The following is a 13,042-nucleotide window of genomic DNA, read 5'->3' as shown; positions in this document are numbered from 1 at the left end:
AATTATCTGATGACCGTAAACGGATAACCTTCACCGATAAAAATAATGCAGGATGTTTTAGGCTAATCGGCACGAGAAACTTAAATTTCTATGCAGTAGAGCAAATTAAAAGAGTACGGATAGTCCGTCGGGCAGATGGCTATTATGTACAGTTTTGTATAGATATAGAACGGTCAGAACCTCAGCCACAGACAGGGAAAGAAGTAGGGATTGACTTGGGGTTATTGCATTTCTACACCGATAGTGATGGGAATATAGTGGATAATCCCCGTCATTCGTGTAAAGCAGAGAAAGCATTGAAGCGTCAACAAAGGAGGTTAAGTAAGAAACAGAAGGGTTCTAAGAATCGGGCTAAAGCGCGTAAGCGATTAGCGAGAAAACACTTGCAAGTCAGCCGCCAGCGTAAAGACCATGCAGTTAAGGTTGCACGGTGCGTAGTCAAGTCTCATGACTTGGTGGTGTATGAGAAACTGCAAGTGAGAAACATGGTGAGGAATCATCATCTAGCTAAGAGTATTTCTGATGCAGGGTGGTCACAGTTCACCACTTGGCTAGAATACTTTGCGAAGGTATTTAAGAGAACAGTAGTTGCTGTTCCTCCACAATACACATCCCAAGAATGTTCTAGCTGTGGCGTTATTGTTAAAAAGTCTCTCAGTACCCGTACTCACACCTGTCCGTGTGGATGCGTATTGGATAGAGACGTTAACGCGGCTCTGAATATCTTAGTGAAAGGCAGAAGTACCGTAGGGCATACGGGAACGTGGGCCGACAACGGCCCACGAACGCTTGTGGAGAGTCGAACCGCTACTCATCAGGAGGTAACTCTTAATGAGCAAGTTCTCTCGTGGAAGCAAGAATCCCCCGGCTTTAGCCGTGGGGAGTGTCAACGCAAGAACCTCTAGTCAAGGCCAAGCTCCTGAGTTCTCCGGTTGCCGCCTATCCTGATTCCGCACGGGACGCTGGTCAAGAGGGCCGGGTGATTGTCGTGGCCTACCTAGACAAAGACGGCAATGTCGCGGAAGCTCGGGTCAAAACAAGCAGTGGCTTTCCTGAACTCGATACGGCGGCCCGCGCAGCGGTCATGAACATGAAGTTTGAACCCGCTCGCCGGGGCAGTGTCACAGAAAGTTCAAAGGTTGCGGTGCCGATTAGCTTCAGTTTGAATTAGTTACTTACCTGAACAACTCGTGCTTGTAAATAATCTGCCACTTGGGGGTCATGACTGGTGAGCATCAGGGTGCCCCCAGTTGTAGTGAATTCGCCTAACAGTTTCAGCATCAGGGATAGCGACTCCGGGTCCTGTCCAACGGTAATCTCATCCAACAGGCATAGTCGGGGGCGACGGGCAAGAACAGCACCGAGAGCGAGACGGCGTTTTTGCCCTTGGGAGAGAGCTTGAGGGTGTTGAGCTGGGGGTAAGTTCAGCCGCTCCAGTAAAGTTCTAGCCCAAGCTGGATCTACACCGGGTTGGAAAATTTCCTCCTGCACACTCTCGGCAAAAAGTTGGTGGTTGGGGTTTTGGAGCACCAAGCCGACGGTACGGGCGAGGACAGCGACGGATATACGATGCGTATCTTGACCGAGGATTTCTAGTTTGCCTTGGGTAGGTCTGACCAACCCGCTCAGCAAGCGGAGTAAAGTTGTTTTCCCGCTCCCATTGGCCCCCTGCAAGAGGACCCGTTCCCCCTGGCTCACCTGCAAATCCGGGTAAGGCGGGTGGGGTCCATAGGCTAGACCCGTGGTCTTGACGGTCAAGGTGGGCTGGGATTGTGGTGAGGGAAGGGGCTCAGAAATTACGGGTGGTGGGAGACCCGGTTGGAGTCGGCCTTGATGGACGTGGTAACAATGGGTGGCATAGCGGGTAACTAGCTCGGTTCTATGTTCAACTACCACGACGGTCTGTCCTGTTTGGGTGCGCTGAATGAGGAGAGCGAGTAACTGTTCACAACTCCTGGGGTCCAGGTAGGCAAACGGTTCATCAAGGAGGAGGAGGGGTTGGCCCATGGCGAGGACACAGGCCAGAACTAACCGTTGTTTCTGCCCCGCCGAAAGGTCTTTGAGCAGTCGGTCGTGGGGGAGATCCAATTCGTGGAGGGCACGTTCACGGGTCTGGACTAGGACGGCGGGAGCTAGGTTCAGATTCTCTAGACCAAAATTCAGTTCTTCCGTGATGGTCTCTGTGAAAAGCTGGGTCTCGACATTTTGGAGGACCACCCCTAAATACTGTCCGCGCTCCCGGACCCCCAATTCGTTGAGGACAATATCTTTGCATTGGATCAAACCCGTGAGTTCACCGCCTGTATGAGTTGGCGCAATCCCTGCCAGACAATTGAGCAAAGTACTTTTCCCACTCCCAGTGGCCCCGGCAATCAAAACCAACGCCCCCGGTTGGACCGTCAGATTCACCCCCCGCAACACGGGTGGCTGATTGCGATACCGAAAGGTCAGGTCCCGTACCGTAATCAATGGCTCCATTCCCAGCCCCCGATACTGACCAGTAGCACGCCCACCAAGGCACAAAATACCGTGTCTGCACCCCGCCAAGCCCGCGCGGGACGGTGGGGGGCTTGGGGGTCATAGCCACGGGTCTCTAGACCCACGGTAACTTCATCGGCGTAGCTGACCATACGGAAGATCAAAGGTACGAATAACCCACTGAATATCAGGCGGGGATGGCGTTTGAGGTCAATCCCCCGCAACAGATTCGCCTCCCAAATCCGCTCGCTCTCCTGCCGGATCAGAGGTAGGAACCGCCAGATTAAGACCACGCCCAATACTAACCCCACGGGTAAACGCACGGTCTGGAGGGCACGGACCAAATCCGCTGGGGGCGTAGTTCCTGCTAACACCGGGGCGGGGAGCAGAATTGCCAGGACCCGCAGGATCGTTAACATAACCCCCGCACTGTCGGTGAAATAAGTCAGGACCGCCCCGCCACCTAATAATCCCAAGCCCAACCAGCCCAACCAAGGTAAACGCGGCGTTAAAAGTAGTAAGAGTAGTAGAAATCCAACTAGAACTGCCATCGCCGTCCAAGTCTTAAGCCCCAAGGCCAAAGCCAAGGCCAATAAAGTAAAAATCATTTTCAGCAGGGGATTGACCTGCCGGAACCAGACCGCCGGGGCCCATAGTTTCACTTCTGGCTCACTAGCACAAACTCAGGGGCCATCATCTAATCGCTACCATGGGCTGATTCTAGCCAATGTCGAGTTTCCCGGCTTTCTGGAGTTGGGCGACCACCCGTTCCCCTAACCACCAGCCCAACCCCGCCACGAGTCCCGCTACGCTCCCCGCCGGGAGTAATAACCAAGGATTGAGGACGGGGACGTTAATCCCGAAGGCGGCAGTCAGCCCCGTCACTGTACCGAGCACCCCGCCCAAGACCGTAGCTTCAAAATAAATGAGATTGCCCCAGAAGCGGCGCGTCCGGCTGCCATAGCCCGCCACCAAAGCCATGACGAGTTCCGTCACCAAAGCAGGTACCAGGAGGACTAGGGTAATAATCGGGTTGATGAGCCCTAGGATTAACCCCACCGGACCCAGGATGAGGAAGACGGTCCCCGGCCGTTGCAAACGAGCCATGCCCAGCGTGAGAAAAATTCCCGCCAGCGGTGCCCAAAGGATCGTACGGATACCAGGAATGGGAATAATTTGCGCGATGGGCTGGGTCACGACTGCCGCGAGCAAAATCCCCATCGCCATAAATGCCGCGAAGACGTAATCCTTGAGTTGCCAGGAAAAGGTCTTAACCATCGGTTTTCGCCTAGTTAATCCCGTGTAAATAACAGGGGCTCTTCATGGACCAATCGCGTCAACGCCATGGCATCCAATACACCGGGCGGCCGTTGGGCCTGAGTCGGGATGGCTTGGTCCGTCAGGTAAATCTGACCGTCTAGGGTTTTAATCGCCACATGCCAGGATTCCCAATCCAAGGAACCCGTCTGGACCTGACCCCGGTATAGGTAAAACACCGTCCCTAAGGGCGTGGCGAACAAACGCGGTGAAATTTCCATAGGACCACCTCAACAACGGTCAATTCTGTCCTTAGACAGATGTACGTCCCCTATCTTAACTACCTACTTCCGTAAAGGCCACCAAGGAAGTTTGTGGCGGGTAGCTCCATAGACTTCTTTGAGTGCTTCTGAGTCAATCACCCGGATTAGGTCATTCGCGTCTTCACTGGGCGGAGCGAGGAGTTTCTGGGAGCGCATTCCCTCAATCACTTGCTCGACGGTGCGCTGGTTGAGTTGACAGGCGCGGCTAATCAGGTCGCTGGGCAAGTCTAAGTCGTAATATTCACGCAAAGTTGCATTATGGAGCGGCTGAAAACCCAGGAACCGTTCTTGATAGATAACCGCTCGCAACAGAGCTGCTACGGCTTGGGGCGGGTAGGGACCAATATTAAGTAAATGGTAGTTGAACTGGGCACGGAGCCGGAAAACCTCGTCATACCGCTCCTGAAAACCCGGTACCTCCTGATAGGCTGTCATCAGCGCGTCGAGGGGAACTTTGAGGACTGTAGTACTTTTGTAAGGCTCAAATAGAGTCGGAAAAGCTGTCCAAGCCGGAGCATGGGAGAAAGGGAGGTCCTGTTCACCAAAGGAACCCCCCTCATAAATCAGCGAGATCACCCGGTCAAGGGGCGCACTCCGCGCAATCACTGGCCCCCCGGCAAACACCAAATAAAGGTGATGAATCGCATCATCAGGCTGGTGCGACATAAAAATAGGACGGTTGGGATAGAGCTTTTGTAATGTCAAACTAGCGGGGGGAAAGTATTCTGCTAGAAGTTTCGCCGGCAAGTTACGGAACAGGAAGGTTTTTTGGGTCAGGTACTCCAGCAGGTTCGCGGTAGTCGCCTCCATGCCATGCTCCGAATAACCCTTTAAGCGTATCGTAGGGTGAGATAGACTGCACAGAGTTAGGCCGATGTTACGGTTTGTATGGAATTGACCCTGACCCGCCCGGACGATGGGCATTTACATTTGCGGGATGGAGGGGTCTTACCCGACTTGGTGCAGCAGGCGGCGCGGACCTTTAAACGGGCCATCATCATGCCTAACTTGACCCCGCCCATTACGACTACAGATTTAGCGCGCGCCTACCGAGCGCGGATTCAGGCCGTCGGGACCGATTTGGAACCCTTGATGACCCTATATCTGACTGAGACCATGCCCCCAGCGGAGATTCAACGGGCGGTAGAGAGTGGGATTGTGCAAGGGGTGAAGCTCTATCCCGCCGGAGCCACCACTAATTCTGAGGCAGGCGTGCGGGACTTGACTAAGGTTTACCCAGTCCTGGCAGCGATGGAAGCAGCGGACTTGCCCCTGTTGGTCCATGGGGAGGTGGTGCGACCGGAGGTGGATATTTTTGACCGGGAGCGTATTTTCCTGGAGGAGCAATTGCATCCTCTACTCTGCCGTTTTCCGCAGTTACGAGTGGTCCTGGAACACGCTACCACTCGTGAAGCCGTGGACTTTGTGCGCGAGGCTCCCGGTCGGATGGCCTGTACGCTGACCGCCCATCACCTCTTGCTGAATCGCAATGATTTCCTGGTGGGCGGGATTCGTCCTCACTATTACTGTCTACCAGTGTTGAAACGGGAGGTCCATCGCCTTGCCTTGGTGGAAGCAGCGACCAGTGGAGACCCCCGGTTTTTTTTAGGAACCGACAGTGCGCCCCATGCCCAGGACCGCAAAGAAACGGCTTGTGGCTGCGCCGGGGTCTATACGGCTCCACTGGCCCTGGAGCTCTACACTGAGGTCTTCGAGCGGGCCGGAGCTTTGGCGAAACTAGAGGCTTTTGCCAGTTTTCACGGAGCGGATTTTTATGGTTTACCCCGCAATCAAACCCAAATCACCCTGACTCGCACCCCCTGGACTGTGCCCCTGACCTATCCCTTAAGTACGGGAGTCGTCGTGCCGCTCAGGGCTGGCGAAATACTTAACTGGCAGGTCAAAGAGCAAGGGGACTGAACGCCAGACATTGGTGGAGTCAAAAAAACAGAACATGAACAGCAGTAGGCAAGGGCAGCTAGGGGCCTTTAACTTTCGTGGTGGGGCTGAATTGAGCAGTAAATCACAAAAAATGGGGGCTATGATGACCCCCGCAACGGGTTAAGTCGAGCGTCAGTTAGTTAGGCTTGGCTCCAATAAAGAGGGCATTGGCGTAGGTGTACCCGCTCATCTGCCACACGTAGTTCTCATTAGTGTGGTTGTTACTCCACACCAAGTCCGGTTGACCATCGCCGGTGAAGTCATCCACCCCAGTTAACTGGAAGTTTAGGTCAGTGACAGGACCAATGAAGAGGGCAGTTTGGTAGGTGTACCCACTCATCTGCCACAGATACACATCCCCAGAACCCGACCCCGGTCCCCAGTACCGCCAGAGCAAATTGGGTTGACCCTCTAGGGTCAAGTCGCCCGTACCCGCCATCTGCCAATAGGGGTCACTCACGATACCGATGAGGAAAGCTTGCTGGTAGGTGTAGCCATTCATCTGCCACACATAGACCTCACCCGTACTGTAATTGCGCCAAATCAAGTCGGGTTGTCCATCACCCGTCAAGTCGCCAATCCCGGCGAGTTGGTAGTTTAGGTCGCTGACTACCCCAATATCAAAGGAAGTGATGTACACGGTGCCATTCATCTGCCAGATGGAGTTTTGCCCAGTACTGAAGTTGCGCCAGAGCAAGTCAGGCTGACCGTCGGCGGTGAAATCGGCGGCACCGACTAGTTGCCAAGTGGGGTCAGTGACCGGGGAGAAATCGGTCTCACCCAGATAGGTCGTGCCATTCATAAACCAGACACGGTTAGTGCCGGTGGTGTAGTTGCGCCACAGGATATCAGTTTGACCATCATTGTTGAAGTCAGCGGTCCCTGCTTGTTGCCAACCCAGGGTACGGACAGCGACCGGGTTGACCAAGAAAGTGTTGCTAGTTGCCGCCCCCCCAGCGGTCGTGACTTGAATCAAACCAGAGGTTGCTCCCGGTGGAACTGTAGCCGTAATCTGGGTGGCTGAATTCACACTGAAGCTAGCTGGCAGTCCGTTGAAAGTCACGCCAATAGCTTCCGTAAAATTGGTGCCTGTCAAGATAACTGAGGACCCGAAGTTAGCACGGACTGGATTAAAGCTGGTGATAGTGGGGGCAATAGTAGCACTGCTTAACTGAAACACAGTGCCATAGCTAGAACTACCACCATAGTAGGTTGTGCCGTAAAAATTACCCTTACTGTCCTGTACCAAGTCAGCAGTGGGATAAGCTCCATCACCATCGCTAAAGTTAATCAAAGTGGTGAGAATACCACTAGCTGACATCCGAAACACCGTACCATAATCAGAACTGCCGCCCTCGTAGGTCGTGCCGTAAAAATCACCATCACTACCCTGCACCAATCCGCCTGTGGGCTGTTCTCCATTGACGGCATTAAAGTTGACCAAAGTGGTGAGGATACCTGTAGCGGTTAACCGAAATACCGTGCCAAGGTTAGAGCTACCACCAAACTCAGTCGTACCATAGAAGCTCCCGCCACTGCTCTGTACCAAGCCAGCATAGGGATAAGCTCCACTAGCCCTGTTAAAGCTAATCAGACTGGTGAGGGTACCGCTGGGCGTCATCCGAAATATTGTGCCGCAGCCACCAGGACAAGTTGTTGAACCGCCGCCATAGTAAGTCGTGCCATAGAAGTTGCCATCACTACCTTGTATTAAAGGAGCGTAGGGATTGGACCCGCTGATGAAGTTATTCGTATAGGTAAAATTGACTAGGGTGGTGAGGATACCCGTAGCTGTTATCCGAAATACCGTACCTGCGCCTATACTACCTCCGAACGCTGTGGTGCCATAAAAGTTCCCGTCACTACCCTGAACTAACTTGGCATAGGGATAGCTGCCGTTCGTATTATTAAAACTAACCAGGGTAGTCAAGACGCCCGTGGGTGACATCCGAAACACGGTGCCAAAGCCAAAGCTACCGCCTCGATAGGTAGTGCCATAAAAGTTACCATCACTACCTTGCACTAACCCCGCATAGGGATAGCGTCCATTGATACTGTTAAAGTTGACTAGGGTCGTGAGTGTACCCGTGGGTGACATCCGAAATACTGTGCCATAGCCAGAGTTACCCCCTTCATAGGTAGTACCATAAAAATTGCCATCATTGCCCTGTACCAATCCAGCAAAGGGATTACGTCCAGTCGTATCGTTAAAGTTGACTAGAGGAGTAAGAGTCTGGGCAGAAACTGGCAAGGTACGCATCGGCGTGCCAAGTAATAAAAACGCGAGTACAAGGATTTGTACAACAGCAGTAACTGAGCGGGAGTTGCTACCCATAACAGGCTTACTGTGAACGGATGCAAAATAGCCTAGGCGATGCAAAGCTGCTGAACTGTTGCGTAAATGCATGGTGGGTCCCTGATGACGCATGATACGAAGATCATCATTCGTCTTAGTAGCCATGGCTGAGAATACACCAAGTATTTTAATTTTAAAAGTCGTGTGAACAACTGATACTTTTTCTAACATAATGACCATTTTACTAAAGTTATTACCTAGGAGAATATTCCTATAGTTCTAAGAAAATCTCGTATCTATGCCATGAATCCGCCCACCCCAAAAACATCTTTTCCGCCGACCAGGACAAAAGCGGGTGCTGGAGCTAGCGGCAAAGATCCAGGTCGATTACCTATAAATTTTCTCGGAAAAAAGTGACTACGCGCTCTTCCAACCGAGTCCGTACCAAGGGGTCGGGAACCATATGGGTAAAGCCGTTGAGGGGCAAGACCTCGTGTTTTTTCCCAGCCTTGAACAGGGCGTCGGAGAGCTTGAGCGAGTGTAGGAACAGTACATTGTCATCGGTAGTGCCATGAATTAAAAGTAGGGGCCGCGCGAGGTCCGGGGCGTAGGTCAGGAGTGAACTCTCCTGGTAGCCCTGGGGATTGGCCTGGGGTAAACCTAGATAACGCTCGGTGTAATGGGTGTCATAGTCCTGCCAGTCCGTAACCGGTGCCCCCGCCACGGCTGCTTTAAAGATATCTGGGCGACGCAACACCGCGAGAGCCGCCAGATACCCCCCGAAGGACCAGCCGGTAATCCCCACCCGCGTCAAGTCCAACTCCGGGTAACGTGCCGCTAACCCCTGCAACCCCAAAACTTGGTCGGTTAAGGGAATAGTCCCGAAACTCCCCTGGATTGCCCGTTCCCAAGCCCGACCCTGGCGCGGGGTACCCCGGTTATCGAGAGCCACCACCACGAAACCCTGGTCTGCTAACCATTGTCCCAATAGACGGGTCCCTAATCCCTGGCTCACTTTACGGACTCCTGGCCCCCCGTACACATCCACAATCACTGGGTAACGCTGCTGGGGATTAAAGTCCTGGGGGCGAATCAGGGTGGCGTAGAAATCCTGGACCCGGACGACCTCGGCCTTAGAAACCAGGGCGGGTTCGAGAGCTTGAGAGGGTAAAGTCGCCACGAGAGAACCTGCCCGGTCACGCACCGTGAACTGGGGAAGTTGTTGCGCGGTAGTCAGCCATTCGACGTACAGGCTAAAATCCGGCGCGTACACGGCGTTGAACTGCCCGGTCCCTTGGCTGAGGCGCACCGGCTCGCCGCCTTGGAGGGCCACCCGCCAGAGATGGAGTTGGGTCGGGTCGCTGCTGGCCCGAAAGTAGACCTGACCCGCCGCTTCGTCCACCCGGAAACTCTCCATTCCCCTGGTATTGCCTTCGGGGACATAGCCCAAGATGGGCGGGACAAGGACGCGCTGGAGTTGACCCTGGGCATTCCGCAATTCCAATTGGGGAGCCCCCGCTCGGTCTGAGGTCCACAGAAACCCAGAACCATCTCTTAACCAGAGCGGCACATCCTGGTCTAGGTTGATCCAAGCGGCATCCTGTTCCGTGAGGAGGGTTTGCGTTTGACCCGTACTGGGGTCGGCTCTGAGCACCGCAAGTTGTTGTTGGTTGCGGGATTGGACGACCAAGGTTAAAGGCCCGCCTTGGTCCCAACGCACTGAGGCGAGGTAGGGGTATTGTGCCCGGTCCCAGACAACCCAGGTAGTTTTGCCCCCACCCACGGGTACTACGCCCAAGCGCACTCGGACATTAGTTTTACCGGGGCGGGGATAGGGTTGGGCGATGGGTTCGGTCTCGGGATGGGTGGGGTCCGCTACTCGCCATAGCTCTACCTCCCGGCTGTCCGCCTCTTCGTAGGCCAACCACTGAGTATCCGGGGACCACCAATAACCCGTGAAGCGGCCCATCTCTTCTTGGGCAACGAATTCCGCTAACCCGTGGCTTACTTGGGCGGTCCCCCCCACGGTCACGGCCCGTTCGCGCCCAGTCCCTAGGTCTAGCTCATACAAATCATGGTTTAGCACGTAGGAAACGCGCTTACTGTCGGGGGCGAATTTGGGGTCGAGGAGCGTTCCAGCCCCGGTGGTGAGGGCTTGGACCTGACCACTGGCGAGATTAAATACATACAGTTTCCCGGACAGACTCAATAGAACTAACTGTCCATCACGAGACAGGTCGTAGTCGGTGAATCCCCTCGTGGCGACCCGTTGCCGCTCCCGGCGGGCTTTCTCAGCGGGGGAGAGTTGTTCGTCACTGCCGCCGAGGAGTTGGCCGGGGGTCAAAAGGAGGCGGGTAGTCTTCGTCGTGACATCGTAGCCATAGAGTTGGAGCCGGGGATCGCGTGGCCCAGACTGCAAAAAGAGCACCGTCTGACCGGCAAAGCGGGGTTTGACCGCCCGCCCTAGGCTAAAGCCCCGCGTCTCCGCATAGTCTCGCAAGAATTGGGTGTTGACTAGGGCGGGTGTCAGCGGCTGGGTCAGGACAGGCATGGTCCTGAGCATACTCAACACCAGGGTGGCGCAGGTGAATTTCAACATAGCCGTCAGTATAAGCTGATTGACCAGGGTCACTTTAGCTTAAAGACCATTCATTGCTAGACCAACAGGGCTAAATAAAAGACTTTGATATTACGTCAAGGGACAAAACTGGCGTACCCGTTGGTCCAACCCGGTCAGCGCGCCCCCCACGACGATAGCCCACGCGCCTAGGTCAAGGGCACGTTGCACCTCGGTAGGGGTTTGTACGCCTCCTTCTAAAATCACAGGCACTGACACCGTGGCGATTAATTCTCTTAATAGAGACCATGCCGGCGGTATGTTCTGGGCTGTGTCCGGGGTGTAACCATAAAGAGTTGTCGCAACTGCATCGGCTCCACAACTTACCGCGAAAACTGCTTCCGCTACGGTACTTACATCGGCGAGTACAGGACAGAAAGGGTCTGCATGACAAGCGGCGATAATTTCTTGGAGTGAACAATTGCCGGGACGCGGACGGTCAGTCGCATCTGCGGCAATCACATCACAGCCAGCGAGTTTCAAGGCTTGGACTTCCGCGAGACCGGGGGTAATGTAAACTTCAAAGCCTGGGTGGACTATTTTCCAGAGTCCAATAATCGGGGCGGTTACCCGAGCACGGACGGCTTGGATGTGGACCGGGGAATCAATGCGAACGCCCAGCGCACCATTGTTGATACTGGCTTGGGCCATTGCCGCAATCACTAGGGGTTCGTGGAGCGGTGAGTCTGGGGGGGCCTGACAGGAGACCACCAAGCCCCCCCGGAGCTTAAGTAAACTAGCCGCAGCAGGTATTGGCGACGCAGCAGGGCGTGGGGTGTTCGTGGTCATGGGTGGCGCAAGCAGGACTACAGTAGCGTACTCCATCTAGAAGATAGCCCGCTTCGGGTTGGACGGTGCAGTTGCAGTGGGGACAGGCGCATTTAAGAGCAGTGGCAGTCATGGCGGACTCGGTGACAATAACCCCACCCTAAGACTTGGTTCCTAAGATGGTGTTTTTGAGTCCTATTCCTATTTTCATCTTGTGGGGTTGATAACGTCCGCGCTGCTTGCAACAGCCTGAACATCCCCACAGCCTACGAGGACAGGAACCTTAGGTTCCGCCCGCGTGCTCCCGCCGACCCGTGGTGGCCGCGCACGGCCCCCACGTGCAACTAAAGCTCTTCATGAGCGCGGGAAATTAATTTATCAAGAGCGGCGTAAAACCCCTAGCTTTAGCTATGGGCATATAAGCCGTATCAGCCACAGGTGAATAAAAGATTTGAGCTAGTAATATCAGCTTAAATAAACTATAATAATAGTATGTTAGTCCTTGAGTCAAAGTTAGTCGCCACCTCTGAGCAGTTCGCCTTAATTGATGAGGCGATCCGCTCTTTCCAATTCATCCGCAATAAAGCCTTGCACTATTGGATTGACACCAAAGGGACTACTAAGTATGACCTTAACAAACAATGTGCAATCCTAGCAAAAGAGTTTGAATGGGCAGGAAAGCTAAACTCGATGGCGAGACAATCCGCAGCCGAACGAGCATGGTCGGCAGTCTCCAGATTCTTTGACAACTGGGCCAATTCAAATTTGAAGTGCAACGGCATCTAACTGCTTGAAGAATATCTCATGCGGGGTCTTATAGTCAAGACATTTGCGAGGGCGGTGGTTAATTAGATCAACAACTTTTTTTAGCTTTTCCGGTTTGACTATTTTAAAGTTTGTTCCTTTTGGAAAAAACTGGCGTAGCAGTCCATTCCTGTGCTCATTTAGCCCTCGTTCCCAAGAATGATAGGGTCGTGCAAAATACCAACAAACCTGAAATAACGCAGCTAAACCAACCTGACCTACAAACTCTTTTCCATTGTCTGAAGTAACTGTCTTACGGTATTCTTTAGGCACTTCTTCAAAGGCTTTAAGCGTTACTCTATTAATAGAGTCTGCTGTTTTATCCGGTGCTAGCTCTGCAACAGGGGTCCAATACCGGACCCCTAAATACCGAGCGGCTTTATCCACATGCGTGACGATTACTCCTTGATGATTCTTCCCGATAACTGTGTCACTTTCCCAATGACCTATTTCTGTTTTCTTATCAGCAATACTAGGCCGTTCTTCTATCCCCACACGGTTTTGGATTACTCCACGTCTACTTTTGATTAGGGCGCGACACTTTCTTTTTTTACGTTT

Annotated in this window: 13 protein-coding genes and 1 pseudogene; 4 read left to right on the top strand and 10 right to left on the bottom strand. The window is 53.5% G+C overall.

Annotation, left to right across the window (positions count from 1 at the left end; translation table 11 throughout):
• Together HFM78_RS16020 and HFM78_RS00105 are read left to right on the top strand one after the other, a co-directional pair.
• Positions 1 to 905, top strand: a 905-nt coding sequence (locus tag HFM78_RS16020) for an RNA-guided endonuclease InsQ/TnpB family protein (RefSeq protein WP_396033382.1), incomplete at its 5' end; no start/stop codon positions are given.
• Complete coding sequence (locus HFM78_RS00105) at positions 884 to 1,171, top strand: energy transducer TonB (RefSeq protein ID WP_287127379.1); 288 nt, start codon at positions 884 to 886, stop codon at positions 1,169 to 1,171. The genes HFM78_RS16020 and HFM78_RS00105, both read left to right, overlap by 22 nt.
• Here HFM78_RS00105 and HFM78_RS00100 read toward each other — a convergent pair.
• The 5 genes from HFM78_RS00100 to HFM78_RS00080 form a co-directional block, all read right to left on the bottom strand.
• The gene (locus tag HFM78_RS00100; protein WP_287127378.1) at positions 1,168 to 2,478 is read right to left on the bottom strand and encodes an ABC transporter ATP-binding protein; all 1,311 of its coding nucleotides are present in this window, start codon (positions 2,476 to 2,478) and stop codon (positions 1,168 to 1,170) included. The genes HFM78_RS00105 and HFM78_RS00100 overlap by 4 nt on opposite strands.
• Positions 2,466 to 3,140: an energy-coupling factor transporter transmembrane protein EcfT gene (locus HFM78_RS00095; RefSeq protein WP_287127377.1), complete on the bottom strand. Its 675-nt coding sequence runs from the start codon at positions 3,138 to 3,140 to the stop codon at positions 2,466 to 2,468. Before HFM78_RS00095 ends, HFM78_RS00100 begins: the two co-directional genes overlap by 13 nt.
• Positions 3,141 to 3,198: 58 nt before the next feature.
• Positions 3,199 to 3,756, bottom strand: a complete 558-nt coding sequence (locus tag HFM78_RS00090) for a hypothetical protein (protein ID WP_287127376.1) — start codon at positions 3,754 to 3,756, stop codon at positions 3,199 to 3,201.
• Between the two features lie 14 nt (positions 3,757 to 3,770).
• On the bottom strand, positions 3,771 to 4,016 hold the full coding sequence (locus HFM78_RS00085) for a hypothetical protein (protein ID WP_287127375.1): 246 nt from the start codon (positions 4,014 to 4,016) through the stop codon (positions 3,771 to 3,773).
• A gap of 63 nt (positions 4,017 to 4,079) precedes the next feature.
• The gene (locus HFM78_RS00080) at positions 4,080 to 4,868 is read right to left on the bottom strand and encodes a hypothetical protein (RefSeq protein ID WP_287127374.1); all 789 of its coding nucleotides are present in this window, start codon (positions 4,866 to 4,868) and stop codon (positions 4,080 to 4,082) included.
• Positions 4,869 to 4,946: 78 nt separating this feature from the next.
• Here HFM78_RS00080 and pyrC point away from each other — a divergent pair, with 78 nt between their 5' ends.
• Positions 4,947 to 5,978: a dihydroorotase gene (gene pyrC, locus HFM78_RS00075; protein WP_287127373.1), complete on the top strand. Its 1,032-nt coding sequence runs from the start codon at positions 4,947 to 4,949 to the stop codon at positions 5,976 to 5,978.
• Positions 5,979 to 6,135: 157 nt separating this feature from the next.
• Here pyrC and HFM78_RS00070 read toward each other — a convergent pair whose 3' ends face one another.
• The 4 genes from HFM78_RS00070 to HFM78_RS00055 all read right to left on the bottom strand — a co-directional run bounded on the left by HFM78_RS00070 (position 6,136) and on the right by HFM78_RS00055 (position 11,813).
• Entirely contained in the window at positions 6,136 to 8,259 is a 2,124-nt protein-coding gene (locus tag HFM78_RS00070; RefSeq protein ID WP_287127372.1) for a choice-of-anchor tandem repeat GloVer-containing protein, read from the bottom strand.
• 427 nt (positions 8,260 to 8,686) lie between these two features.
• A complete protein-coding gene (locus HFM78_RS00065) occupies positions 8,687 to 10,894 on the bottom strand; it encodes a S9 family peptidase (RefSeq protein ID WP_287127371.1) in 2,208 nt (735 codons plus the stop codon).
• 90 nt (positions 10,895 to 10,984) lie between these two features.
• Positions 10,985 to 11,701, bottom strand: a complete 717-nt coding sequence (locus HFM78_RS00060) for an N-acetylmannosamine-6-phosphate 2-epimerase (protein ID WP_287127370.1) — start codon at positions 11,699 to 11,701, stop codon at positions 10,985 to 10,987.
• Positions 11,649 to 11,813, bottom strand: a complete 165-nt coding sequence (locus HFM78_RS00055; protein ID WP_287127369.1) for a metallothionein — start codon at positions 11,811 to 11,813, stop codon at positions 11,649 to 11,651. Before HFM78_RS00055 ends, HFM78_RS00060 begins: the two co-directional genes overlap by 53 nt.
• A 359-nt stretch (positions 11,814 to 12,172) precedes the next feature.
• Here HFM78_RS00055 and HFM78_RS00050 point away from each other — a divergent pair.
• Positions 12,173 to 12,430: pseudogene (locus HFM78_RS00050) on the top strand (RNA-guided endonuclease TnpB family protein); the annotation flags it as partial.
• Between the two features lie 9 nt (positions 12,431 to 12,439).
• Here the strand turns inward: HFM78_RS00050 and HFM78_RS00045 are convergent.
• Positions 12,440 to 13,042 (bottom strand): IS30 family transposase (locus HFM78_RS00045; protein ID WP_287127367.1); only part of this gene is annotated, 603 nt, incomplete at its 5' end.

Origin of the sequence: Candidatus Cyanaurora vandensis, from assembly GCF_013285555.1 — a bacterium.
GTDB lineage: Bacteria > Cyanobacteriota > Cyanobacteriia > Gloeobacterales > Anthocerotibacteraceae > Cyanaurora > Cyanaurora vandensis.
The sequence above is the reverse complement of the archived record's forward strand: the minus strand, read 5'-3'. Positions and strand labels throughout refer to the sequence as shown.

Excerpts from the sequence above, each read along its gene's own strand:
- HFM78_RS00100 (WP_287127378.1), bottom strand. The coding sequence starts at position 2,478 with ATGGAGCCATTGATTACGGTACGGGACCTGACCTTTCGGTATCGCAAT.
- HFM78_RS00090 (WP_287127376.1), bottom strand. The coding sequence starts at position 3,756 with ATGGTTAAGACCTTTTCCTGGCAACTCAAGGATTACGTCTTCGCGGCA.
- HFM78_RS00085 (WP_287127375.1), bottom strand. The coding sequence starts at position 4,016 with ATGGAAATTTCACCGCGTTTGTTCGCCACGCCCTTAGGGACGGTGTTT.
- HFM78_RS00080 (WP_287127374.1), bottom strand. The coding sequence starts at position 4,868 with ATGGAGGCGACTACCGCGAACCTGCTGGAGTACCTGACCCAAAAAACC.
- pyrC (WP_287127373.1), top strand. The coding sequence starts at position 4,947 with ATGGAATTGACCCTGACCCGCCCGGACGATGGGCATTTACATTTGCGG.
- HFM78_RS00070 (WP_287127372.1), bottom strand. The coding sequence starts at position 8,259 with ATGCGTACCTTGCCAGTTTCTGCCCAGACTCTTACTCCTCTAGTCAAC.
- HFM78_RS00065 (WP_287127371.1), bottom strand. The coding sequence starts at position 10,894 with ATGTTGAAATTCACCTGCGCCACCCTGGTGTTGAGTATGCTCAGGACC.
- HFM78_RS00060 (WP_287127370.1), bottom strand. The coding sequence starts at position 11,701 with ATGACCACGAACACCCCACGCCCTGCTGCGTCGCCAATACCTGCTGCG.
- HFM78_RS00055 (WP_287127369.1), bottom strand. The coding sequence starts at position 11,813 with ATGACTGCCACTGCTCTTAAATGCGCCTGTCCCCACTGCAACTGCACC.